General features: G+C 67.3%; 24 protein-coding genes. 13 read left to right on the forward strand and 11 right to left on the reverse strand.

The window, feature by feature from the left end; all coding sequences use genetic code 11:
- Positions 1-3 precede the first annotated feature (3 nt).
- Positions 4-2,166 (forward strand): molybdopterin-dependent oxidoreductase, encoded by a 2,163-nt coding sequence (locus AU193_RS16365; RefSeq protein WP_082683022.1) that lies wholly within the window; start codon positions 4-6, stop codon positions 2,164-2,166.
- On the opposite strand, the gene AU193_RS16370 is transcribed toward AU193_RS16365, so the two are convergent.
- Entirely contained in the window at positions 2,163-2,729 is a 567-nt protein-coding gene (locus AU193_RS16370) for a hypothetical protein (protein WP_064423424.1), read from the reverse strand. The genes AU193_RS16365 and AU193_RS16370 overlap by 4 nt on opposite strands.
- A gap of 106 nt (positions 2,730-2,835) precedes the next feature.
- Positions 2,836-3,039 carry a hypothetical protein gene (locus tag AU193_RS16375; protein WP_064423425.1) on the reverse strand — a complete coding sequence of 68 codons (204 nt, stop codon included), beginning with the start codon at positions 3,037-3,039 and terminating at the stop codon, positions 2,836-2,838.
- A 94-nt stretch (positions 3,040-3,133) separates the two neighbouring features.
- Between AU193_RS16375 and AU193_RS16380 the strand changes: the two genes are divergently transcribed.
- A complete protein-coding gene (locus AU193_RS16380) occupies positions 3,134-4,027 on the forward strand; it encodes an AIM24 family protein (RefSeq protein ID WP_064423426.1) in 894 nt (297 codons plus the stop codon).
- Here the strand turns inward: AU193_RS16380 and dtd are convergent, their stop codons facing one another.
- Positions 4,028-4,459, reverse strand: coding sequence for a D-aminoacyl-tRNA deacylase (gene dtd / locus AU193_RS16385; RefSeq protein ID WP_064423591.1), 432 nt, complete (start codon positions 4,457-4,459; stop codon positions 4,028-4,030). It abuts the gene before it with no gap.
- An 87-nt stretch (positions 4,460-4,546) separates the two neighbouring features.
- Here dtd and AU193_RS16390 point away from each other — a divergent pair, with 87 nt between their 5' ends.
- The 3 genes from AU193_RS16390 to AU193_RS16400 are packed head-to-tail and all read left to right on the forward strand — an operon-like array spanning position 4,547 to position 7,870.
- Entirely contained in the window at positions 4,547-4,753 is a 207-nt protein-coding gene (locus tag AU193_RS16390; RefSeq protein ID WP_064423592.1) for a heavy-metal-associated domain-containing protein, read from the forward strand.
- The gene (locus AU193_RS16395; RefSeq protein WP_064423427.1) at positions 4,753-5,667 is read left to right on the forward strand and encodes a hypothetical protein; all 915 of its coding nucleotides are present in this window, start codon (positions 4,753-4,755) and stop codon (positions 5,665-5,667) included. Before AU193_RS16390 ends, AU193_RS16395 begins: the two co-directional genes overlap by 1 nt.
- A complete protein-coding gene (locus AU193_RS16400; protein WP_064423428.1) occupies positions 5,657-7,870 on the forward strand; it encodes a cation-translocating P-type ATPase in 2,214 nt (737 codons plus the stop codon). The genes AU193_RS16395 and AU193_RS16400 overlap by 11 nt, the downstream gene beginning before the upstream one ends.
- On the opposite strand, the gene AU193_RS16405 is transcribed toward AU193_RS16400, so the two are convergent.
- Together AU193_RS16405 and AU193_RS16410 are read right to left on the reverse strand one after the other, a co-directional pair.
- Entirely contained in the window at positions 7,854-8,264 is a 411-nt protein-coding gene (locus tag AU193_RS16405) for a hypothetical protein (RefSeq protein WP_082683012.1), read from the reverse strand. The genes AU193_RS16400 and AU193_RS16405 overlap by 17 nt on opposite strands.
- A 61-nt stretch (positions 8,265-8,325) precedes the next feature.
- Positions 8,326-9,444: an adenylate/guanylate cyclase domain-containing protein gene (locus AU193_RS16410; protein WP_064423430.1), complete on the reverse strand. Its 1,119-nt coding sequence runs from the start codon at positions 9,442-9,444 to the stop codon at positions 8,326-8,328.
- Between the two features lie 34 nt (positions 9,445-9,478).
- On the opposite strand from AU193_RS16410, the gene AU193_RS16415 reads away from it, so the two are divergent.
- From AU193_RS16415 to AU193_RS16425, 3 genes are all read left to right on the forward strand, one after another.
- Positions 9,479-9,982, forward strand: a complete 504-nt coding sequence (locus tag AU193_RS16415; protein ID WP_064423431.1) for a DNA-deoxyinosine glycosylase — start codon at positions 9,479-9,481, stop codon at positions 9,980-9,982.
- 74 nt (positions 9,983-10,056) lie between these two features.
- Positions 10,057-10,494 (forward strand): HIT family protein, encoded by a 438-nt coding sequence (locus AU193_RS16420; RefSeq protein ID WP_064423432.1) that lies wholly within the window; start codon positions 10,057-10,059, stop codon positions 10,492-10,494.
- A gap of 11 nt (positions 10,495-10,505) precedes the next feature.
- The gene (locus AU193_RS16425; RefSeq protein ID WP_082683023.1) at positions 10,506-10,952 is read left to right on the forward strand and encodes a nitroreductase family deazaflavin-dependent oxidoreductase; all 447 of its coding nucleotides are present in this window, start codon (positions 10,506-10,508) and stop codon (positions 10,950-10,952) included.
- On the opposite strand, the gene AU193_RS16430 is transcribed toward AU193_RS16425, so the two are convergent.
- Genes AU193_RS16430 through AU193_RS16435 form a run of 3 tightly spaced genes read right to left on the reverse strand, consistent with a single transcriptional unit; the run spans position 10,949 to position 13,023 of the window.
- A complete protein-coding gene (locus AU193_RS16430; RefSeq protein WP_064423434.1) occupies positions 10,949-11,986 on the reverse strand; it encodes an LLM class flavin-dependent oxidoreductase in 1,038 nt (345 codons plus the stop codon). The genes AU193_RS16425 and AU193_RS16430 overlap by 4 nt on opposite strands.
- Positions 11,987-11,991: 5 nt before the next feature.
- Positions 11,992-12,165: a hypothetical protein gene (locus AU193_RS23210; protein WP_156425252.1), complete on the reverse strand. Its 174-nt coding sequence runs from the start codon at positions 12,163-12,165 to the stop codon at positions 11,992-11,994.
- 39 nt (positions 12,166-12,204) lie between these two features.
- On the reverse strand, positions 12,205-13,023 hold the full coding sequence (locus tag AU193_RS16435) for a uracil-DNA glycosylase (RefSeq protein ID WP_082683024.1): 819 nt from the start codon (positions 13,021-13,023) through the stop codon (positions 12,205-12,207).
- A gap of 83 nt (positions 13,024-13,106) precedes the next feature.
- Here AU193_RS16435 and AU193_RS16440 point away from each other — a divergent pair, with 83 nt between their 5' ends.
- From AU193_RS16440 to AU193_RS16455, 4 genes are all read left to right on the forward strand, one after another.
- Positions 13,107-14,336 carry an MFS transporter gene (locus AU193_RS16440; RefSeq protein ID WP_064423436.1) on the forward strand — a complete coding sequence of 410 codons (1,230 nt, stop codon included), beginning with the start codon at positions 13,107-13,109 and terminating at the stop codon, positions 14,334-14,336.
- Between the two features lie 90 nt (positions 14,337-14,426).
- Positions 14,427-15,791, forward strand: coding sequence for an FAD-binding oxidoreductase (locus tag AU193_RS16445; RefSeq protein ID WP_064423437.1), 1,365 nt, complete (start codon positions 14,427-14,429; stop codon positions 15,789-15,791).
- A gap of 196 nt (positions 15,792-15,987) precedes the next feature.
- Positions 15,988-17,151, forward strand: a complete 1,164-nt coding sequence (locus AU193_RS16450; RefSeq protein ID WP_371259231.1) for a cytochrome P450 — start codon at positions 15,988-15,990, stop codon at positions 17,149-17,151.
- Positions 17,151-17,732 carry a TetR/AcrR family transcriptional regulator gene (locus AU193_RS16455; protein WP_064423439.1) on the forward strand — a complete coding sequence of 194 codons (582 nt, stop codon included), beginning with the start codon at positions 17,151-17,153 and terminating at the stop codon, positions 17,730-17,732. Before AU193_RS16450 ends, AU193_RS16455 begins: the two co-directional genes overlap by 1 nt.
- Before the next feature lie 63 nt (positions 17,733-17,795).
- Here AU193_RS16455 and AU193_RS16460 read toward each other — a convergent pair whose 3' ends face one another.
- The 3 genes from AU193_RS16460 to AU193_RS16470 all read right to left on the reverse strand — a co-directional run bounded on the left by AU193_RS16460 (position 17,796) and on the right by AU193_RS16470 (position 21,450).
- On the reverse strand, positions 17,796-18,512 hold the full coding sequence (locus AU193_RS16460; protein WP_064423440.1) for a siderophore-interacting protein: 717 nt from the start codon (positions 18,510-18,512) through the stop codon (positions 17,796-17,798).
- A gap of 116 nt (positions 18,513-18,628) precedes the next feature.
- On the reverse strand, positions 18,629-19,768 hold the full coding sequence (locus AU193_RS16465) for an acyltransferase (RefSeq protein WP_064423441.1): 1,140 nt from the start codon (positions 19,766-19,768) through the stop codon (positions 18,629-18,631).
- Positions 19,765-21,450: a DEAD/DEAH box helicase gene (locus tag AU193_RS16470; RefSeq protein WP_064423442.1), complete on the reverse strand. Its 1,686-nt coding sequence runs from the start codon at positions 21,448-21,450 to the stop codon at positions 19,765-19,767. Before AU193_RS16470 ends, AU193_RS16465 begins: the two co-directional genes overlap by 4 nt.
- A gap of 93 nt (positions 21,451-21,543) precedes the next feature.
- Between AU193_RS16470 and AU193_RS16475 the strand changes: the two genes are divergently transcribed.
- Positions 21,544-22,119, forward strand: a complete 576-nt coding sequence (locus AU193_RS16475; RefSeq protein ID WP_064423443.1) for an LppP/LprE family lipoprotein — start codon at positions 21,544-21,546, stop codon at positions 22,117-22,119.
- The last annotated feature ends 19 nt before the right edge of the window (positions 22,120-22,138 follow it).

Consider the following 22,138-nt stretch of genomic DNA (forward strand, 5'->3'; position numbering starts at 1 on the left):
ATGATGAGCGAAACGGTCTACACGTTCTGTCGCATCTGCCTGGCGTCCTGCGGACTGGAGGTGACGGTGGAGGGCAACCGCGTCACGAAGATCGCCGCCGACAAACAGAATCCGCACAGCTGGCGAGACTTCTGCGCCAAGGGCCGCACCGCGCACAGACTCCTCGAGCACCCGCGCCGGATCCTCAATCCCATGCGCCGCGTCCGCGATTCCTATGTCGAGGCCACCTGGGAGGAGGCCGTCGCGGACATCGCCGCGAGGATGAACGCCGCGATCGAGGCCGGCGGACCCGACGCGGTCGGCGTCTACTACGGGAACCCGGCGGGTTTCTCCTCCTCCAACGTCATCTTCATGAACGGCTGGCTGGACGCGCTGGGGACCCAGAACCGTTACGCCGTGGGCTCGGTCGACCAGAACGCAATGCACGTCGTCGCGGAGGCGATGTACGGATCGATGCTGATGGTGCCGGTTTCGGACGTCGACAACTGCGACTACTTCCTCATCGTCGGCGCGAATCCCGCTGTGAGCGCATGGAATTGGCTCGAGACGGTGCCCGCTGGGTGGCGACGCGCGCTTGCACGTCAACAACAGGGCGCGACGATCGTGGTGGTGGACCCGCTGCGGACAGAGTCCGCCGAAAAGGCGGACGTACACCTGGCGGTGCGCCCCGGGCAGGATTGGGCGCTGCTGCTGGCGATGGTGAAGGTCATTCTCGACGAGCGCCTCGAACATCGGCTGGACTGCACGGAACTGGCCACCGGCGTCGACGATCTGCGCGCTCTGGTCGCCGACGCCGACCTCGACGATCTCGCCACCCGCTGCGACATCCCCCGCGACCGGATCGAACGCGTCGCCCGCGACTTCGCCGCGGCGCGCGGGGCCATGGTGGTGACCCGCACCGGGGTGTCACTTCACCTGGCGGGCACCGTCGCCGAATGGTTGGGTCATGTACTCAACGTGGTCACCGGTCGCATGGACCGTCCCGGTGGACGCCGCTTCGAACCCGGCTACGTCGACGCGATCCGCATGTCGGCGATGGTCAAGACCAAGCCACACTACAGTCGGCTCCTGGGCCGCGAAATGGTCGCGGGCGCACACGCGCTCAGCGAGTTGCCCGACGAGATCACCACACCGGGCCGCGGTCAGATTCGCGCGCTGCTGATCAATTGCGGCAACCCCGTGGTCTCCGGGCCCGACGGCGACGAACTGGACCGCGCGCTGGCCGACCTGGACCTGCTGGTCGCGATCGACTTCGTTCAACGGGAGAGCCACCGTCATGCACATTGGCTGCTTCCCGCGGCCCACTGGTTGGAGCGCGACGACCTGCTCTCGTTCACCAGCAACATGCACGACGAGCCCTATCTGCAGTACGGCGCCAAGGTCGTCGAGCCACCACCGGGGGTCCGACAGGAGTGGCGCATCTTCACCGACCTCGCAATCGCGATGCGCAGACCGCTGTTCGGCGCCAAGGGCCTCAACGGATTCATCAAGTCGACGCGGGCCGCGGCGCGCGTGACCCGCAGGCCCGCCCTGGAGTTCGGTCCACACTGGATCGACCGGTTGGTCGTGGCGACCTCCCGGAAGATCAACGGACGCAGGATCAAATGGCGAGACGTCCTGTCGCACCCGCACGGCTGGGTGTTGGGGCCGCGCGAGTTCGGGCATTTCCGGGATGCGCTGAGAACCGACGACAAGAAGGTGCACGCCGCACCGCCCGAGTTCGTCGCGCGGGCCCGTGAACTGCTCGCCGAGCCGCTTCCCGCGGCGCCGGTCGACTATCCGTTCCAGCTGGCCAACCGCAGGCACCGGCACTCGATGAACTCCTGGCTCAACGAGTTACCCGGACTGCACCCCGCGGGGAAGGGCAACGACGTGGTCCTTCATCCGAAGGACGCGGCCGACCTCGGAGTGAGCGACGGCGACCTCGTCAGGGTCTACTCGCCGGTCGGAGAGGTCGAGTTGAAGGCGGTGGTGAACGACCGTCCGCGTCAAGGGGTTGTCATCATCGACCACGGTTGGGGCTCACGCGTTTTCGACCCACGCGGGCACAGCGAACCGGTCTCGTACGGTGCCAACCGTAACCTCTTGGTCGACGGCGGACCGGTTGATCCGCTGTCGCAGACCCCGGCGTTGAGTTCGCAATACGTTGGCGTCGAGCGGATCTAGAGGTTCGGACCCTCGGCGCGCAGTTCGTCGACGTTGCGCATCGCCTCGCGCAGCTTGCTCAGCCACTCGTCGGCGTGTTCACCGACCAACCGCACCGACCACACCAGTGCATCCGACCGTGACCGTGCCACGCCCGCGTCGACCAGCGTGTCGAGCACCTGGCGCTCGGGCTGGCGCAGCCGGGTCATCACCGGAACGGCCATGTTGGTGAACATGATCCGCTCATGGTCGTCGGTGCCTGGTGCCCCGATCTCGATGCCCCACGCGACCTTGCGGCCATAGCGCGCCTCGGCCTCGTCGGCGACGCGCATGCGTTCGGACCGGGTTTCCTCACGGAACCGCGCCGCCCGTCCCGATGCCCGCGCCTCGCTCTGGCCGCCTTCGGGCTCCGCAAGGCGTCCGACGACGGTGATCTCCTCGCGGTCGACGATCACCGTCGGGTCTCCTGCGAACCAGTTCTCGGGAAGCCGGCCGGCGAACCAGTCGGCGGCGTCGCCCGCGTCGGGCTGCTGAGCCTGTTGCCAGCCGCCCTGACGGCGCCGGCCATGGATGGTGTGTCGCATAATTACATGATTACACCGTCACAGGCGTTGCAGAACAGCGTTCGCCGACAGCGAACACTCCAGGTCAGAAGATCTCCGCCGGCTTGACCGGTTCGTCCCCGGGAAATCAGCTGCGCTTGCGCAGCAGCACGGCGCCACCGCCGACAACCGCACCGATCAACAGCAGCACGGCCAGGATCGGGCTGACCAACCACCACACCAGGCCAACGGCGATGAGGACAGGCGAGGCGACGAAGAGCACCATGCCCGGATGCTGATTGACGACCGCAAAGGCGCTCTGCGCACGTACTCGGTCGATTTCTCTTGCCATGACCCAAGAATGCCAGTCGAGGACCAGTGCGCGCCGGAGCACCAGTGCAGAAAGTCCCCCACCACATGAGGGTCGTCCGGTTAGTTTGTAGGCCATGACAGCACCGAATAACGGAAGCTGGCGGCCCGACCCCGAGGGTCGCTACGAGTACCGCTGGTGGGACGGACAACGCTGGACCGATCAGGTGTCGCACCAGGGTCAGATGGGTCGGGCGCCGCTCACCTCGTTGGGAGGACCCCCACCGGCACCTCAGGGTCCGCCACAACAAACCGCGCCGCCGCAAGCGATGGCGGTCGGACAGGCTCCAGGCGACGGCTTCGGAGGAATCAGCGGCGATCTGGTGGACGGCCGGTTCAGCGAGAAGGAGGCCAAGGCCATCGCCAACCAGAACACCAAGATGTTGCGTGTCCGCCTCGGGGAGCCGTTCATGGCGCGGCAGGGCTCGATGGTGGCCTACCAGGGAAACGTCGATTTCGCGTTCGAGGGTGGCGGCGCGTCGAAGTTCCTCAAGAAGGCGCTGACCGGCGAGGGTCTACCTTTGATGCGCTGTCAGGGTCAGGGCGATGTCTTTCTCGCCGAGCGGGCCTACGACGTGCATCTGCTGCAGCTGACGAACTCCGGGCTCTCGATCAGCGGTAAGAACGTGCTGGCGTTCTCGTCGAGCTTGGACTGGAACATCGAGCGGGTGCGCGGCGGCAGCATCGCGACCGGCGGGTTGTTCAACACCACGCTGCGCGGGACCGGGTGGGTGGCGCTGACGACCGACGGGCCGCCGGTGGTGCTCAATGCCGCCGAGGCGCCGACGTTCGCCGACACCAATGCGGTGGTGGCGTGGTCGGCGAATCTGCAGACCCAGCTCAAGACCAGCTTCAAGGCCGGCGCGCTCATCGGCCGCGGCTCCGGGGAGGCGATCCAGGTGTCGTTCCACGGGCAGGGGTTCGTGATCGTCCAGCCCTCGGAGGGCGCACCGCCGGTCGCCACCACGTAGTCACAGCTCGAGCAGCACGGTCACCGGGCCGTCGTTGACCAGCTGTACCTGCATGTGGGCGCCGAAGACGCCGGTTGCCACCGACGCGCCCAGGTCGCCCAGCGCATCGGCGAACGCGGTGACGAGTGGCTCGGCGATCGCGCGCGGCGCGGCGGCGTTCCATGCCGGCCGCCGGCCCTTGGCGGTGTTGGCGTACAGGGTGAACTGGCTGACCACCAAGATCGACGCCCCGACGTCGGACGCGGACTTCTCGTCGTCGAGAATCCGGAGTTGCCAGAGCTTTTCGGCCATCCGCCGAGCCTTGGCCACATCGTCGTCGTGCGTCACGCCGACCAGCGCGACCAGCCCCTGACCGTCGGGCTGGATCGCTCCGACGACCTCGCCGTCCACGGTGACGGCAGCTGAAGTGACCCGTTGGGCGAGAACACGCATGGTCGCCGATGCTGCCATGGGGTCGTGCAGAAGGCTGGCAGCAGATCGGAAGTGATACCCCTAGGGGGTATGGAGTATCCTGGCTTCATGGCTACCACCACTGTCACCGTCACCGGAATGACCTGCCAACATTGCGCCGCGTCGGTGCGCGAGGAACTCGCCGAGATTCCGGGCGTGAAGTCGGTCGAGGTGGATGTCGCCAGCGGTTCGGTGACCATCGACAGTGTCGCACCCGTTGGAACCGACGCGATCAGGAGCGCCGTGGAAGAAGCCGGCTACCGGTTGGCAAGCTGATGAAGACCACGCCTCGGATCGTCGCGTTCATCGCCATACTCGCGGTGGTGTTCGCGGCATCGGTGTGGGTCGGCCGGTCGTTCGGTCCCGAGAGTGACGTCGCTGCAGAGCGACACTCCGCCGCATACGATGTTCAGCCCGTCGAGGCTCCCGGTGGCTTACAGGTGACCGAGAGCGGCTACACGCTGGACGTGGCTCAACCGCTCCCGCCGGCGAACCGAACCTGGCCGCTGGAGTTCAGGGTCCTCGACCAACGCGGTGCTCCCGTGACGCAATTCGACGAAACGCACGAGAAGCTGATGCATTTGATTGTGGTTCGCAACGACTTGTCCGCGTTCCAGCACGTTCACCCCGTGCTCGACGACCGCGGCACGTGGCGGACTCCCGTGGATTTCAGTCGCTCGGGCGACTACCGAGTCTTCGCCGACTTCGTGCCCACCGACGGTCCCGCGCTGACCCTCGGCGCCAACGTGCACGTCGCGGGCCCCTACTCCCCTGTGCCGCTGCCTGCGGTCGATACGTCAGCGGCCGTCGACGAGTACACCGTCACACTCAGCGGTGTTCCGAAAACCGGTGAGGCATCGACTCTTTCGCTGACCGTCCACCGCGACGGCGTTCCGGTCTACGACCTGCAACCGTACCTGGGTGCCTACGGTCATCTCGTCGCGCTGCGGGCCGCCGACCTCGCATACCTGCATGTGCATCCGCTGGGTGGAGTCGGCGATGCCCGTACTCGCCCGGGGCCGGCAATCGAGTTTCACACCACGTTCCCCAGCGCCGGGCAGTATCGACTGTTCCTTGATTTCCAGCACCGCGACGTCGTGCGCACGGCCGAATTCACCGTGTCGGTCGATCCCTCCGCGCAGCCGCCCGTCCCCACAGACGATCGCGGCGAGGCCGGCCATGGCCACTGACACGATCGAGCTGTCGATCGACGGCATGACCTGTGCGTCATGCGCCAACCGAATCGAGCGCAAGCTCAACAAGATCGACGGCGTGACCGCCACCGTCAACTTCGCCACCGAGAAGGCGCGCGTCGAATACAGCGCAGACGTGACGCCGGAGGCGTTGGTGGCCACGGTGGAAGACGCCGGCTATCAAGCGCATCTGCCCACCGAACGGGCAACCGTCGTCGAAGACGATCCGACCGCCGCGCTGCGGATTCGGCTGCTGGTCTCACTCGCGCTGACGGTTCCGGTGATTGCGATGGCGATGATCCCGGCACTGCAGTTCACCAATTGGCAGTGGCTTTCGCTGACACTGACGGCGCCGGTGGTGGTGTGGGGAGCCTGGCCGTTCCACCGTGCGGCGTGGGCGAACCTGCGCCACGGCAGCGCCACCATGGACACGCTGATCTCGATGGGCACGCTCGCCGCGCTGGGATGGTCGCTCTATGCGCTGTTCTGGGGCACCGCCGGCACCCCCGGAATGACGCATGGGTTCGAGCTGACGCTGTCACGCACCGACGGTTCGGGCAGCGTGTACTTCGAGGTCGCTGCCGGGGTCACCACGTTCATCTTGGCCGGTCGATACTTCGAAGCGCGCTCCAAGCGGCGTGCCGGCGCGGCGCTGCGGGCGCTGCTGGAACTAGGCGCCAAGGATGTCGTGGTCCGCAAAGATACTGGTGAACTACGGATTCCGATCGATCAGCTCGGCGTGGGCGACGAATTCGTGGTGCGGCCCGGTGAGAAGATCGCCGCCGACGGCGTGGTGGTCGAGGGGGCCTCGGCGGTCGACGCCTCGATGCTGACCGGCGAGTCTGTTCCAGTGGACGTCGGTCCCGGTGATGAGGTCGTCGGTGCGACGGTCAACGTCGACGGTCGGCTCGTGGTGCGGGCCAAGCGGATCGGCGCCGACACACAGCTCGCTCAGATGGCACGGCTGGTCGAGGACGCCCAGAGCGGGAAGGCGGCTGCACAGCGACTGGCCGACAGGATCTCGGGTGTGTTCGTGCCGGTCGTGATCGCGTTATCGGTTGCGACTCTGGGCTTCTGGCTGGGTACCGGCGGATCGGTTGCGACGGCCTTCACCGCGGCGGTGGCCGTGCTGATCATCGCGTGCCCGTGCGCGTTGGGGTTGGCGACGCCGACCGCGCTCATGGTCGGCACGGGCCGCGGTGCACAGCTGGGCATCTTGATCAAGGGTCCGGAGGTGCTGGAGTCGACCCGTCGGATCGACACCATCGTGCTGGACAAGACGGGCACCATCACCACCGGCAGGATGACGTTGGTCGATGTCGTCGCCGCCGACGGTGAACGGCCCGACGAGGTGCTGCGGATGGCCGGTGCGGTCGAGGACGGTTCCGAGCACCCGATCGCCAGGGCGATCGCGACGGGCGCGCGGGAGAAACTGGGTGACCTGCCGACGGTTCAGGGCTTCACCAACCTGCGCGGTCTGGGGGTGCGCGGGAGGGTCGACGGCCGCGAGGTGACGGTCGGGCGGCAGCGGCTGCTGTCGTCGCACGATTTTCCCGAGTCGTTGAAAGCGGCTGCGCGGCAGGAGGAGTCACAGGGCCGCACTGTGGTTGTCGTGGGCTGGGACGGCAGTGCCCGCGGGGTGCTGGTGGTGGCAGATGCGATCAAACCCACGTCACCCGAGGCGATTTCGCGGCTTCGTGCGCTGGGGTTGAAACCCATCATGGTGACCGGCGACAACGAGGCCTGTGCTCGCACCATCGCTGCGGAGGTAGGCATTGACGATGTCGTCGCCGAGGTGCTGCCGCAGGACAAAGTGGACGCCGTCAAAGGTCTGCAGTCCGAAGGCAAGGTGGTCGCGATGGTGGGCGACGGCGTCAACGATGCGGCGGCGCTCGCCCAGGCCGATCTGGGACTCGCGATGGGAAGCGGCACCGACGTCGCGATCGAGGCGAGCGACCTGACCTTGGTGCGCGACGACCTGAATGCCGTTCCCGACGCGATTCGCCTGTCGCGTCGGACATTGGCGACGATCAAGGGCAATCTGTTCTGGGCGTTCGCCTATAACGTCGCTGCGTTGCCTCTGGCGGCGGCCGGTCTGCTGAACCCGATGATCGCCGGTGCGGCGATGGCGTTCAGTTCGGTTTTCGTCGTCAGCAACAGCCTTCGGCTGCGCCGGTTCAGCACTACAGCGTCGCGTTGATCGGACCGAGCATGTCGCAGTTGGGCTCCAGCGCGTCTTCGAAGACCTTGCCGCAGCCGCGTCCGCTCGCGATGTAGGTCGCGCCTGGCTGGTACGGCTCGAAGAACACCTGGGCGGGCGCCGGTCCCCGCGCCTGCGTGCACTGCCCCTGTGAATCGTGGCCGGCGAGGTGGACACAGGCGACGCTCATCGCCGGGCGAAACGGCGCACCGCATGCGTAGAACGACACCGTTGCCGTCACCTTGCTCACTCCACCGGCGTTGACGACCTGCGGCGGCGACAGCGTGTACCCGCACGCCGGCTGCGGCGGCTGGGCGTTGGCTGCACTCACACCCAGCAGTCCGGACGATGCGACGAGCAGCGCGACCATTACGGCTTTGACGACCCGGCTCATGCGTCGATGGTAGTTCACCGACTGCGACCGCCGTCCCCGAATGAAAGCCCAGAAGTCCCGCTCAGTCTCCCCCGCGGCGAACGCGATACAACTTGACGTCGGATTTGATGCCCTTCAGACGCCGTGCCCCCGCGAAGGAGAACGAGAACCGCTCGTCGTCGTCGATCGCCTCGCGCGTCGACTCCGAGATCAGAACGGAGCCGGGCCGCGCGGCGCCGGAGACGCGGCTCGCGAGGTTGACCGCTCCGCCGAACCAGTCGCCGATACGGCTCACGGCCATTCCCGTCGCCAAGCCAACGCGCAGACGCGGGAAGTCCTCATCGTCGTTGGTCTGCTCGACCAGGGTCAGCGCAACGTCCAGCAGGGGCACTGCTTCCTGGCTGACGAGCATCACCTCGTCACCGATCGTCTTGACGAACCGCACCGGCGGGACGGATGCCTCGCGGGCGAGCTCGAAGAGTCGGTGGGCAAGCCGTTCGAGATCTTCCGGCGGCACGGCCTCGCCCAGCCTGGTGAAACCGACGAGATCGGCGAAGGCGATCGTCACCAGCCGGGCACCGGGTAGCCGCTGGCCCTTCGCGCGTTCGGAGGCGGTGATCGCCTCGGTCTCCATCAGGTGGCGCAGCTGCAACCGCAGCATGTCCTGGATCATGGGGCCGAGCAGCGGATCGGCGGTACGCACCAGGGCTTCGGCGTTCTTGGCGATGACGACTTCCGATGCGCCCGGGTCGAGCACCGACGCGAGCCCGGCATACCGCATCACCTCGGCGGCCTTCGACAGTCCGTCGGCGAGCACGCGGGTGATCTGGATGATCTGGTCGGGCAGGAACCCGATCTCGATGAAGCGCTGAGCGTACGCGGCGGCTTCGGCGTCGGCGCGCAGGTGGACCTTCGCGTCGGGATCGTCGACTGTCGGGAGCCCCATGGCGCGTTGAATGCGCTGCAGCAGTTCGAGATCGATGCCGGTCTTTTGGCTTGTTTCCCGCGCGGAGACGTAGACCCCGTCGTCGCCGAGGGCTTGACGCGCGGCAAGGAGCATCGGCAGGAAGGCGTTTCGGATCACCTCGACGTCGATGCCTCTACTCACCAACCACGCGATCAGTTCGGCGCGCTGGGCGCGCTCATCGCCATCGAGCCCGTCGAGCAGACCGGACCCTTCGACGTCGAAGTCATCGGCCACCGGCCCAACGTATACCGCATGCGATAGTCGAAGTATGGGTTCGCCGGTGCTGTACGGATTTCCGCCGATCGTCGGCGAAAGAGCTCACATCTTGATCCTGGGCAATATGCCCAGCGTCATGTCGCTCGCCGCGCAGCAGTACTACGGCAATCCACGCAATGCCTTCTGGCGTATCATGGGCGAAATCCTCGGGTTCGCATCCGACGCGCCGTACGGGCAGCGTTGTGCCACGCTGACAGCGAATGGGATCGCGGTCTGGGACGTGCTGCGCTCGTGTCGGCGTGAGGGCAGCCTGGATTCCGCGGTTCGGCGGGAGAGCATGGTGCCGAACGATTTTCAGCAGTTCTTCGATGAGCACCACAGCGTCAGGCGGGTGCTGTTCAACGGCGCCGCAGCGGAGAAGAACTACACCCGACTCGTCTCCGTCGCCAACGATTTGCGCTACCGACGGCTGCCGTCGACGAGCCCGGCGCAGACCATGCGATTCGTCGACAAGCTCGCGGCGTGGCGGGAGGTCCTTTCCGAGGCCGCGGCTTAGGACACGGGCAACCGTGCCTGTCCGACGACGCCCGCGAAGACAAGCGAGCGACGGAGAACCGCTACCGTGGCGGCATGTCCTGTGTGTTCTGCGGCATCGTCGCCGGCGAGGCCCCGGCCATCCGCATCTACGAAGACGACGACGTTCTCGCCATCCTCGACATCCGTCCGTTCAGCCGCGGCCATACTCTGGTGATCCCGAAGCGGCACACGGTGGACCTGACCGACACGCCGCCCGAGACGGTCGCCACCCTGGCGCGGGTGGGTCAGCGGATCGCGCGCGCCGCACGCCGGTCCGGACTTCACGCCGACGGCAACAATGTGGTGATCAACGACGGCAGGGCCGCATTTCAGACGGTGTTCCACATCCATCTGCACGTCCTGCCGCGACAGGAGGGCGACAAGCTCTCGTTCGCCAAGAACATGCTCCTTCGCCGCGACCCGGACCGGGAGGAGTCGGGACGGCTGCTGCGCGAAGCCCTGGCGGAACTCGACTCGGCTGCGCAAGACTGAACCCCATGAGCATGCCCTGGTACGAGAAGTACATCGGTTACCCGATGCTGTTGCTGCACGACAAGCTCTACAAGGGCACCAACGGCCGCATCGGCCACACGATCCCCGGTGCACCGTCGATGCTGATCCTGCATACGGTCGGCGCGAAAACCGGTTTGCAGCGGTCGAATTCGCTCGCGTATGCCCGCGACGGGGACGACTATCTGGTCGTCGCGTCCAAGGGTGGCGAGCCGAAGGCGCCGGGCTGGTATCACAACCTCAAGGCCAATCCGAACGTCGAGATCAACGTGGGGCCCAAGCGCATCAAGGTGACCGCCACGCCCGTCACTCACGACGATCCGGATTTCCCGCGGCTGTGGAGGATCGTCAACGACATGCGCGGCAACAAGGACCGCTACATCGGGTACCAGAAGCGGACGTCTCGTCCCATCCCGGTGGTCAGGTTGACTCCGGCCTAGAACAACTCCTTGGCCAGCAATTCGAGCGTCTTGTCGCGGGCCGGCGCGGTCGCCGGATCGGTGCCGCGGCGGGCCGAGGCCACCGGATTGATCATGACCTCGTCGACGCCGAACCGGTCGGCCAACGCGCGCACCTGCTCGGCCGCCTCTGTCGGATCGCCGACGACGGCGCGCCCGAAAGCGGCTTCGGCGATGCGCTGCGCCTGCGGTGCGAGTTCCTGCTGTTCGGCGTCCTCGACGAGATCCAGCGGCCCCAACGGCTGGCCGGTGCGCAGCCGCGCCATCATCTGAAGGTTGGGCAACGCCAACGCTTCTGCTTCGTCGTGTGTTTCGGCGACGACCGCGTTGACGGTCAGGAACGTGACTGGTTCGGGCGCCGACTCGCTGGGCCGGAACTCCGAGCGGTACACCTCGAGGGCCTCAGCGGTGCCCTGGCCCGAGAAGTGGTGGGCGAACACGTAGGGCAGCCCCTTCGCGGCGGCCAGGTGCGCCGAGTACATCGACGACCCGAGCAGCCACAGCTTCGGCTCGGTCGCCGCCGCAGGTGTCGCCTTGAGAATGTAGCGCTGATTGGGGATCGGGACACGGACACCGCGCGCGCCCATCAGCGCGACGACGTCGTCGAGATAGTCGGGGAAGGCCTCGATATCGCGATCGTCGCGACCGGCGGCGCCGCGCAGCGCCATCGACGTCACCGGGTCCGAGCCCGGCGCCCGGCCGATGCCGAGGTCGATGCGACCGGGATGGGCCGCCTCCAGCAGCGCAAACTGCTCGGCGACGGCCAGCGGCGCATGGTTGGGCAGCATCACCCCGCCCGACCCGAGCCGCATGTGTTGGGTGTGGGCGGCCAGGTGCGCGATGAGGACCGGCGGGCTGGTCGCCGCCACCGAGGGCATGTTGTGGTGCTCGGCGACCCAGTACCGGGTGTAGCCGAGGCGGTCGGCGGTCTGCGCGAGCTGCGTCGACGCCGCCAGCGCGTCGGAGGTCGACTGGTCGGTGCGCACGGGCACGAGATCGAGGACTGAAAGGCGCATGGCAGTCACAACGCTTTCGGCCGCACGGACCTTCCCCGTACCGCTTTGACCAGCGCTTCGGGGTCGGGGTGTCGTCGCAGGAGGCGCTGGATGGGGCGCAACGCCATCTCCACGCTCATCACCCGCATCGCGAGCTCACGGGCGACGGCCAGCGTGTTGCTGCGGCGAAACATCACCATGGCGAGTTGGCCGCGAGTTGGCCGCCGCCCAGTTCGCGACTATCCGACGGACGCTAGCGCCTTGGCCTTGCGGAAGACGTCGTCGAACATCTGCGGGGTCAGCTTGCCGGTGAAGGTGTTCTGCTGGCTCGGGTGATAGCAGCCCACCAACGAGACGCCGCTCAGCTCGGCCGTGACCCCGTGGCCGAACTTCGGGGCGGGCGCCGGTATCGACACCCCGCCCGTGCGCAGCATCTGCAGAGCGGCGCGCCAGGCGAACCCGCCGAGCGCGACGACCACCCGCACGTGTGCCGCCGCCAGCCGCCATTCGGCGTCCAGCCACGGCGCACACGTCGCCCGTTCGGCCGGCGTCGGAGCATTGGCGGGCGGGGCGCAGCGCACGGCAGCGGCAACTCGGGTTGCGTTGAGCGTCAACCCGTCTGCGGCGTCCACACACAGCGCCTGGTTCGCCAGCCCTACCCGGTGCAGCGCCGCGAACAGGAAATCACCCGACCGGTCACCGGTGAAGATCCGACCGGTGCGGTTCGCGCCGTGCGCAGCGGGCGCGAGGCCGACGACGAACACCTTCGGCCGTGATGATCCCCAGCCGGGTGCCGGACGGCCCCAGTACGGCTCGTCGGCGAACGACCTGCGCTTGACGACGGCGGACTCCTCCCGCCACTCGACCAGACGGGGACAGGCCCGGCACACCGATACCTCGGCGTCGAGCTCGTCGAGTGACTGCGTCGCCGCGGCCATCGACACGACCTGTGCCGCGGTCGTAGCGACGGCGGTCTGAGGTGTGGCGGGGTCACCCGGCCAACCCGAGCCAGGAGGAACCGGCGACGCGAACCGCGCACCGGTCCGCGGGTGGGGCAAGAGCTGCACAGCTCCACTGTGCACGGTGGGGAATTCAGATGCCGAGCGGCCTCGAGCGCTGTTACATTCTGCCGCGATAACTCATGACGGATAGCAGGCGCGGCCCCCTACTGCTGATTCTGTTCGCCGCGCTGATGGCCGGTGCCGGCAACGGCATATCGCTCGTCGCGTTCCCGTGGCTGGTGTTGCAGCGCAACGGATCTGCGCTCGACGCGTCGATGGTGGCGATGGCGGGCTCGCTCCCGCTGTTGGTTGCGACGCTGATCGCGGGGGCCGCGGTGGACTACCTGGGCCGACGACGGGTTTCGATGATCTCCGACGCCTTGTCTGCGCTGTCGGTGGCCGCCGTGCCCGTGCTCGCCGTGACCTTCGGCGTCGAGTCCGTCAACGTCGCGGTGCTCGCCACGTTGGCCGCACTGGGCGCCTTCTTCGACCCGGCGGGTATGACCGCTCGCGAGACGATGCTGCCCGAAGCGGCGACGCGTGCCGGATGGACGCTGGACCGCGCCAACAGCGTCTACGAGGCGGTGTTCAACCTCGCCTACATCGTCGGGCCTGGCATCGGCGGCCTGCTGATCGCCACGCTCGGCGGCATCGACACGATGTGGGTCACCGCGTCGGCGTTCGTCACCTCGATAGCCGCGATCGCGGTCCTGCGGTTGGAAGGGGCCGGAACGCCCGACCGCACCTCGTTGCCCGAGGGGGTGTGGGCGGGCGTCGTGGAAGGGCTCAGGTTCGTCTGGCACAACAAGGTGCTGCGCACGCTGGCGGTCGTCGACCTGGTGGCAACCGGGCTCTACATGCCGATGGAGTCGGTCCTGTTCCCCAAGTACTTCACCGACCGCGACGAACCCGTGCAACTCGGTTGGGTGCTGATGGCGTTGAGCATCGGTGGCCTGGTGGGCGCGCTCGGCTACGCGGTGTCGTCGAAGTACATCAGCAGGAGGGTGACGATGTTGGCCGCGGTGCTGACGCTCGGCGCCGCGATGACGGTCATCGCGTTCCTGCCGCCGCTACCGCTGATCCTGGTGCTCTCGGCGATCGTCGGCCTGGTCTACGGGCCGATCGCGCCGATCTACAACTACGTCATGCAGACTCGGGCACCGCAACACCTGCGCGGCCGGGTGGTGGGGGTGATGGGGTCGCTGGCCTACGCCGCGGGACCTCTTGGCCTGATCGTCGCCGGACCGCTGGCCGACTCGGCCGGCCTGCACGTCACGTTCCTGGCGCTCGCGCTGCCGATGCTGCTGTTGGGCATCATCGCCGTGTTCCTGCCCGCGCTCCGTGAACTCGACTGCTCCCCAACGGTTTAGCGGGCCGGACCCTGTCGGGCGATCGCGGGTTGTTTTGCCGGCGTGACTCGGCCGCGATCCTGTCCACCGTGCGGCTCGTACCATTGCGCTGTGGAGTCACCCCTTGCCGATCTCATCGACGCACTGCCCGAAGGCGCCGTGGTCACCGATGCGGACATTCTGGGGTCCTATCGGCAGGACCGGGCGTTCGATCCGAACGCGGGCACGCCGCTGGCCGTGGCGCGGCCGCGCTCCACAGAGGACGTGCAGGCCGTCCTGCGCTGGGCCACCGCCAACAAGGTCGCGATCGTGCCGCGCGGTATGGGTACCGGCCTGTCCGGCGGCGCCTCGGCCCTCGACGGCGCCATCGTGCTGACGACCGAGAAGATGCGCGACATCACCGTCGACCCCGTGACCCGCACCGCCGTCGTCCAGCCCGGTCTGCTCAACGCGGAGGTCAAGAGGGCGGTCGCCGAGGTCGGGCTGTGGTATCCGCCGGACCCGTCGTCGTTCGAGATCTGCAGCATCGGCGGCAACGTCGCCACCAACGCGGGCGGTCTGTGCTGTGTGAAGTACGGCGTCACAACGGATTACGTGCTCGGGTTACAGGTGGTGCTCGCCGACGGCACGGCGGTGCGGCTCGGCGGTCCACGGCTCAAAGACGTCGCAGGCCTTCCGTTGACGAAATTGTTCGTCGGCAGCGAGGGCACGCTCGGCGTGGTGACCGAGGTGACGCTGAAACTGCTGCCGGCGCAGTCCGCGGCGTGCACCGTGGTGGCGTCCTTCGGTTCGGTGGAGGCTGCCGCGACGGCCGTCGTCGCGATCACGGCGAAGATCCGGCCTTCGATGCTGGAGTTCATGGACTCGGCCGCCATCAACGCCGTCGAGGACAAGCTGAAGATGGGCCTCGACCGCAGCGCCGCCGCGATGCTGGTGGCCGCCTCCGACGACCGGGGTCCGTCCGGCGCCGAGGACGCCCGGTTCATGGCCGACGTCTTCACCGAACACGGCGCCAAGGAAGTGTTTTCGACGTCCGACCCCGAGGAGGGCGAGGCCTTCGTCGCCGCTCGGCGGTTCTGCATTCCGGCCGTCGAGCTGAAGGGCTCGCTGCTGCTCGAGGACGTCGGAGTGCCGTTGCCGGCGTTGGCCGATCTGGTCGGCGGGGTCGAGAAGATCGCGGCCAACCACGAATTGCTGATCTCGGTGATCGCGCACGCCGGTGACGGCAACACGCACCCGCTGATCGTCTACGACCCCACCGATCCCGCGATGACCGAAGCCGCACACCAAGCGTTCGGCGAGATCATGGACCTGGCCGTGAGCCTGGGCGGCACGATCACCGGCGAACACGGGGTCGGCAGGCTCAAGCGGCCGTGGCTGGCCGGTCAGATCGGCCCGGAGGCGATGGAACTCAACCGGCGGATCAAGCAGGCGCTCGATCCGGACAACATCCTCAATCCGGGCGCGGCGATTTAGCTCCGTTCCTCGTCGAGACCGACGTAATGGCGACAGATCACCGCGATTAGCGACCAAACCGTCGGCTTCGACGTCGATGGTATTGACAGGTTGCCGCATAGTGTCGTACGAATGAGACGTGACGGCTACCTTGTCTCATGACACGCCGGTTGGATATCAGCTCCCGAACGCCGACACGTGGGCCGATCCCTGGCCGATGTATCGCGCGCTGCGTGACCACGACCCCGTCCATCACGTCGTGCCGCGGGACCGGCCCGATCACGACTATTTCGTCATGTCGCGGCACGCCGACATCTGGGCCGCCGCGCGTGACCATGAGACGTTCTCCTCGGCGCAGGGGCTCACGGTCAACTACGGCGAGCTCGAACTGATCGGCCTGGCCGACAATCCGCCGATGGTCATGCAGGACCCGCCGGTGCACACCGAGTTCCGCAAGTTGGTGTCGCGAGGCTTCACGCCGCGTCAGGTCGAGGCGGTCGAGCCCAAGGTCCGCGACTACGTCGTCGAGCGGATCGAGCGGTTGCGCGCCGACGGCGGTGGCGACATCGTCGCCGAGCTGTTCAAGCCTTTGCCGTCGATGGTGGTCGCGCATTACCTCGGGGTACCGGAGGCCGACCGCGACAAGTTCGACGGCTGGACCGAGGCGATCGTCGCGGCCAACACCGTCGACGGCGGAATCGGCGGTGCGCTGGAGACGCTCGGCGACAATCTGGGCGAGATGATGGCCTACTTCACCGATTTGATCGAGCGCCGCCGCGTCGAGCCCGAGGACGACACCGTGTCACATCTGGTGGCCGCGGGAGTGGGGGCCGACGGCGACATCGCCGGCGTGCTGTCGATCCTGGCGTTCACCTTCACCATGGTCACCGGCGGCAACGACACCACCACCGGCATGCTCGGCGGCTCGGTCCAGCTGCTCCACCAGCGACCCGACCAGCGCCGCCTTCTCGTCGAAAACCCCGAGCTGGTAGCGGATTCCATCGACGAGTTCCTGCGCATGACCTCGCCGGTGCAGGGGCTGGCCCGCACCGTCACCCGCGACGTGACGGTCGCCGACACCACCATTCCGCAGGGCAGGCGGGTCCTGTTGCTCTATGCGTCGGCCAACCGCGACGAACGCCAGTTCGGCGACGACGCATCCGAACTCGACGTGACGCGCAAACCGCGCAACATCCTGACCTTCAGCCACGGCGCGCACCACTGCCTCGGTGCGGCGGCGGCGCGGATGCAGTCCCGCGTCGCTTTGACCGAACTCCTCACGCGCATCCCGGATTTCGAGGTCGACGAGAGCGGAATCGTATGGGCCGGTGGCAGTTACGTACGACGGCCGCTGTCGGTCCCGTTCGAGGTGACCGCCTGATGGCCGGCGACTGGTTGGCCGCGCGCCGCACCGAGGTGGCCGCGGACCGAATCCTGGACGCTGCGGGTGAGCTGTTCGCCCAGAAAGAGGCCGCCACGGTCGGCATGAACGAGATCGCTTCGGCGGCAGGATGTTCGCGCGCGACGCTGTACCGCTATTTCGAGAACCGCGAGGCGCTCTACACCGCGTATGTGCACCGGGAGAGCTACCGGCTCTACCGCGAGATGACCGAGCAGATCAATGCGCTGACCGATCCGCGGGAGCGCCTGATCGAGGGGATGTTGGCCTCGCTGCGCAACGTCCGCGAAAGCCCGGCCCTGGCATCGTGGTTCGCCACGACTCAGCGACCGATCGGTGCGGAGATGGCCGAGGAGTCCGAGGTGATCAAGGCGCTGACCGAGGCGTTCGTCATCTCCCTCGGTCCCGACGACCCGGAACTGGTCGCGCACCGTGCCCGGTGGCTGGTGCGGGTGATGACCTCGCTGATGCTGTTCCCCGGTCACGACGAGGACGACGAACGGTCCATGCTCGAGGAGTTCGTCGTACCGATCGTGCTGCCGAGCCGTCAGGCCACCCAGTAGCGCCCGGAGCCGTCAGGCGACCAATTCGCCGGGCCGTCAGGCGACCCAATACGCTCGGAGCCGTCAGGCGACCCAATACGCTTGGGCCTTCATCGACTTTTTCGAGATCTTGTATTCCTCGCGCAAGACCTTCGCCACCGCGCGCGTCGTGCGGTTGTCGCATGCGACCCATCCGAAGTGGTCGGGGGCCTCGAACGCCGCGGCGGCAACGGCTTCGACCAGCGCCTCGCCCGCGTTCTTGCGGTCCACCCACATCACGTCGGTGCTGCGCGCGACCGGTAGCTGTCGGTCGTCGTCGTGCGCCGCCTCCAGGAACACCCGCGCCGGGGTGTCGCCGATCGCGGTCAGCAGCGAGTTGATGGCGGGCAGCGATGCGGTGTCTCCGACGATCACGTAACCGGCCGGCGGCGGTTCGGGCAGCCTGAAGTTGCTGCCGAGCACCGTCACCTCGATCGTGTCGCCGGGTTGGGCGTTCTCCGCCCAGCGCGATGCGATCCCGTCGTGCAGCGCGAACTCGATGTCGACGGTGTCGGCCGCCGGGTTCGGGTCGACCAGGGTGTAGCCGCGCTGATGCAGCTTGTCGCCGTCGGCGAACCACATGCGGATCCACATCGTCGGGTGCAGCGGCGAGCCTTCGAGCATGCCGCCCGCGTCGAAGCTCAGCCGCAGGTAGTGCGGGCTGATCTCGCGCTTACCCGTCACGGTCAGCCGATAGTCGCCCGCGCGCAGGAGTTTGAGCACCGCACCCTGGAAACCGCGCGTTTTCTTCTTGTCCGACATAACTGGCCCTCCGTGTCGATGTTCTGGTTAGGCTACCCTAACCCACAAGCGACGCTTAACCGGTGGATCCCATGCAGCCGGTAAGTGCGATCAACCGGTTAGTGCCAGAGAGGCCGTCAGGATCGCACCCGGGTGAACCGGTGCAACAGCCACGCCAGCGGGACGGTGATCACGAAGGTGACGAGAAAGAGCATCACGATCGAACCCGTGTAGATCGGATAGTGCAGGATCTCCACCATCGCCAGTTCCATCGTGATCAAGTGGATCAGGAAGATCTCGTAGGAGATCTCGCCGAGGAACACCATCGGCCGGCTGGACAGCACGCGGGCGTAGATCCCGCGGTCGCCGAGCGCCAGCGGCGCCACCGCCAACGTCGCGATCACCGCGTAGAACAACGCCTTCACCAACGCCTCGCGCAACTCACTGGGCGAGGTGGTGGGCTCGCCCGCGATGGGTGTGGAGACGATGAAGTAGCACGCCACCGCCAGCGGGATGCACGCGAGGCCGTACGCCCGCACGCCAAGCGGCTGCAACACGGCGAGCAACATCCCGCCGATGAACCAGAGCAGATATGCCGGCAGCCACAGCCTCGCACCGTCGGGCAGAAAGTCGGTGGTGTGCACCAGGATCAACCATGCGGGAGTGATCAGGGCCAGTGCGACCAGACCTCCGATCAGCAGGCCGGGCCGCCACCGTCGTCGACACAGGGCCACCAGCAGCAGCCAGGCCAGCAGCGGCAGCATTACATAGAAAGCGACCTCGACGGCCAGGCTCCACATCTGCGTAAGCCCTTGGTGCAGATACGAGTACAGGTAGTTGTCGGTGTAGATCTGGGTGTGAGTCAGGTTGCGCAGCAACCCCTCCCAGGTGTGCCCAGGGTTCGGGCCCGCGGTCCGGAAGTGGTAGACGAGGTAGGCCACCAGCACTGTGACCACGTACGCCGGCATGATCCGCCGGACCCGGCGCCAGGCATAGCGGCGCGTGGACGGCGGCGGCGCCTCCGCGTGAGCGGCCTTCACCCACGGCGAGAACAAAAGAAATCCGCTGAGCACGAAGAAGATCGGCACCCCGATCTCGGCGCGGGAGTACACCAGACCGACATAGCCTTGCGGGTACTTGCCCGTCGTATAGGCGGCGTGGGTCAGCATCACCAACAACGCGGCGACGGCGCGGATACCGGTGAGCGAGGAGACACGTTCGGGCCTGCCGACGGATTCCAGACCGCCCTGCGCGTCCAGGCCACGCGACAGCGTCATCTCTGCTTGTGCCGGCCCTTGTCCGGCCGTCGGTCCGGCTGCAGGTTGATCTTCACCCCCGAGATACGGGTGTTCTCAAGGGCTTTGAGCGTCTTCCTGGGCAGATCGGCGGGCAGCTCGACCAACGAGAAGTCTGGGCGGATGGTGATGTGGCCGAAGTCGCTGCGGTGCAGGCCACCTTCGTTGGCGATCGCGCCGACGATGTGGCCGGGCCCGACCTTGTGCCGCTTGCCCACCGCGATGCGGTAGGTGACCAACCCGTCCCGCGGTTTACGGTCGGGCTTGTCGCGACGGGGCCGCTCGTCGCGCTCGCGTCGTTTCTCCGGCGGCGGCTCGACCATGAAGAACTCGTCACCGCCCTGCGCCTGGGCGGCCAACGCCGCGGCGATGTCGACGATCGGCACGTCGTGCTCGCGTTCGTAGTCCTCGATGATGTTGCGGAAGACGTCGATGCCCGGGGCGTTGAGCGCTTCGGTGATCGAGTCGCGGAACTTGGCCACCCGTTGGGTGTTCACGTCCTCGATGGTCGGCAGTTCCGCCTCGATCAGCTTGGAGCGGGTGGCCTTCTCGATGGCCTTGAGCAGGTGCCGCTCGCGCGGCGTGACGAACAGCAGCGCCGCCCCGGACCGGCCCGCCCGTCCCGTGCGACCGATGCGGTGTACATAGGACTCGGTGTCGTTGGGGATGTCGTAGTTCAGGACGTGGGAGATGCGTTCGACATCCAGCCCGCGCGCGGCGACATCGGTCGCGATCAGGATGTCGATTCTGCCGTCCTTCAACGCGGCGATGGTGCGCTCACGCTGCGCCTGCGGGATGTCTCCGTTGATCGCCGCGGCGGCGAAGCCCCTGGCCTTGAGCCGTTCGGCGACCTCTTCGGTGGCTTGTTTGGTGCGGACGAACACGATCATCGCGTCGCCCTCCTCCACTTCGAGCACCCGCGTAAGCGCGTCCATCTTGCGGTGGCCCGACACCTGGATGTAGCGCTGCGAAATGTTCTCGGCGGTCGCCGTTTTCGCCTTGACCGTCACCTCGACGGGGTCGTGCAGGTATTTCTTGGTGATCTTGCGGATCGCCGGCGGCATGGTCGCCGAGAACAACGCGACCTGTTTGAACTCCGGGGTGTCGGCCAGGATGCGCTCGACGTCCTCGGCGAAGCCCATCTGCAGCATCTCGTCGGCCTCGTCGAGCACCAGGTAATCGAGCCGCGACAGATCGAGGCGACCCTTCTCAAGGTGGTCGATTACCCGGCCCGGTGTGCCGACGACGACCTGGGCGCCGCGTTTGAGTCCGGCCAGCTGTGGACCGTAGGACGAGCCGCCGTAGATCGGCAGCACGTTGACCTCCGGCAAGTGTGCGCCGTAGCGACCGAACGCCTCGGCCACCTGCAGCGCCAGTTCGCGCGTCGGCGCCAGGACCAGCGCCTGGGTGGCACGGCTGGCGGTGTCGATCTTGGACAGGATCGGAATGGCGAACGCGGCGGTCTTGCCGGTACCGGTCTGGGCCAGACCCACCACATCGGAACCCGCCATCATCGCCGGGATGGTGGCCGCCTGGATCGCCGACGGCGTCTCGTATCCGACGTCGACGACGGCCCGCAGCACCGAAGGGTGAATCTGCAGGTCGTCGAAGGTCAGGTCGCCGGTCGAGCCGTCGGGACTCGCATCCGACTCGGCTGAGGTCATCGGCGTCGAGTCTAGTGCCAGCGAGCGTCCCGATTCGCCACGCGGTGTGTCGGCGCGACCTGCTCGACGCGATTTGCAAGGGTGGCTCAGGTGATGTGCACGGTTCGGCTCAAGGGGCTTCTCCGACCGGCGGCGACGCTCTCGGCGATGCTGGTGGTCGCCGTCGGCTGCGGTGCGAGCGACTCCACCGTCTCCAAGACACCCGACGCCGTGCCCTCCGTCGCACCTCCCCCGGTCGCGGCGCCATCCCCGGCCCCCAACGCCGCGCCGTCCAGCGCTCCGGCGGCCAACGACCCCTGCGCGGTCGACCTCGCCGCGCCGGAGATCGCCAGGGCGGTGACCGAGCTGCCCCGCGATCCGCGCAGCAACCAGGGCTGGAATCCGGAGCCGATCGCCGGCAACTACAACGAATGCGCGCAGCTGTCGGTCGTCATCGTCAAGGCCAACACCAACGCCGCCAACCCCAACACGCGTGCGGTGATGTTCCACCTCGGCAAGTTCATCCCATCCGGGGCGCCCGACACCTACGGGTTCAACGGCGTCGACACCTCGGAGAGCACCGGCGACACGGTCGCGCTGCACTACTCCAACGGCGTGCCGGGCCTCGACAGCGTGGTCAGGTTCCGCTGGAACGGAAACGGTGTCGAGCTGATCGGCAACACCGGCTGACGGCTCCGCCGAACGTGGG

The sequence above is a fragment of the Mycobacterium sp. GA-1285 genome (genome assembly GCF_001499905.1).
In the GTDB taxonomy this organism is placed as follows: domain Bacteria; phylum Actinomycetota; class Actinomycetes; order Mycobacteriales; family Mycobacteriaceae; genus Mycobacterium.

Coding starts and splice junctions, on each gene's coding strand:
- AU193_RS16365 (WP_082683022.1), top strand. CDS start 4: ATGAGCGAAACGGTCTACACGTTCTGTCGCATCTGCCTGGCGTCCTGC.
- AU193_RS16370 (WP_064423424.1), bottom strand. CDS start 2,729: ATGCGACACACCATCCATGGCCGGCGCCGTCAGGGCGGCTGGCAACAG.
- AU193_RS16375 (WP_064423425.1), bottom strand. CDS start 3,039: ATGGCAAGAGAAATCGACCGAGTACGTGCGCAGAGCGCCTTTGCGGTC.
- AU193_RS16380 (WP_064423426.1), top strand. CDS start 3,134: ATGACAGCACCGAATAACGGAAGCTGGCGGCCCGACCCCGAGGGTCGC.
- dtd (WP_064423591.1), bottom strand. CDS start 4,459: ATGCGTGTTCTCGCCCAACGGGTCACTTCAGCTGCCGTCACCGTGGAC.
- AU193_RS16390 (WP_064423592.1), top strand. CDS start 4,547: ATGGCTACCACCACTGTCACCGTCACCGGAATGACCTGCCAACATTGC.
- AU193_RS16395 (WP_064423427.1), top strand. CDS start 4,753: ATGAAGACCACGCCTCGGATCGTCGCGTTCATCGCCATACTCGCGGTG.
- AU193_RS16400 (WP_064423428.1), top strand. CDS start 5,657: ATGGCCACTGACACGATCGAGCTGTCGATCGACGGCATGACCTGTGCG.
- AU193_RS16405 (WP_082683012.1), bottom strand. CDS start 8,264: ATGAGCCGGGTCGTCAAAGCCGTAATGGTCGCGCTGCTCGTCGCATCG.
- AU193_RS16415 (WP_064423431.1), top strand. CDS start 9,479: ATGGGTTCGCCGGTGCTGTACGGATTTCCGCCGATCGTCGGCGAAAGA.
- AU193_RS16420 (WP_064423432.1), top strand. CDS start 10,057: ATGTCCTGTGTGTTCTGCGGCATCGTCGCCGGCGAGGCCCCGGCCATC.
- AU193_RS16425 (WP_082683023.1), top strand. CDS start 10,506: ATGCCCTGGTACGAGAAGTACATCGGTTACCCGATGCTGTTGCTGCAC.
- AU193_RS16430 (WP_064423434.1), bottom strand. CDS start 11,986: ATGCGCCTTTCAGTCCTCGATCTCGTGCCCGTGCGCACCGACCAGTCG.
- AU193_RS23210 (WP_156425252.1), bottom strand. CDS start 12,165: ATGGTGATGTTTCGCCGCAGCAACACGCTGGCCGTCGCCCGTGAGCTC.
- AU193_RS16440 (WP_064423436.1), top strand. CDS start 13,107: ATGACGGATAGCAGGCGCGGCCCCCTACTGCTGATTCTGTTCGCCGCG.
- AU193_RS16450 (WP_371259231.1), top strand. CDS start 15,988: ATGTATCGCGCGCTGCGTGACCACGACCCCGTCCATCACGTCGTGCCG.
- AU193_RS16455 (WP_064423439.1), top strand. CDS start 17,151: ATGGCCGGCGACTGGTTGGCCGCGCGCCGCACCGAGGTGGCCGCGGAC.
- AU193_RS16460 (WP_064423440.1), bottom strand. CDS start 18,512: ATGTCGGACAAGAAGAAAACGCGCGGTTTCCAGGGTGCGGTGCTCAAA.
- AU193_RS16465 (WP_064423441.1), bottom strand. CDS start 19,768: ATGACGCTGTCGCGTGGCCTGGACGCGCAGGGCGGTCTGGAATCCGTC.
- AU193_RS16470 (WP_064423442.1), bottom strand. CDS start 21,450: ATGACCTCAGCCGAGTCGGATGCGAGTCCCGACGGCTCGACCGGCGAC.
- AU193_RS16475 (WP_064423443.1), top strand. CDS start 21,544: ATGTGCACGGTTCGGCTCAAGGGGCTTCTCCGACCGGCGGCGACGCTC.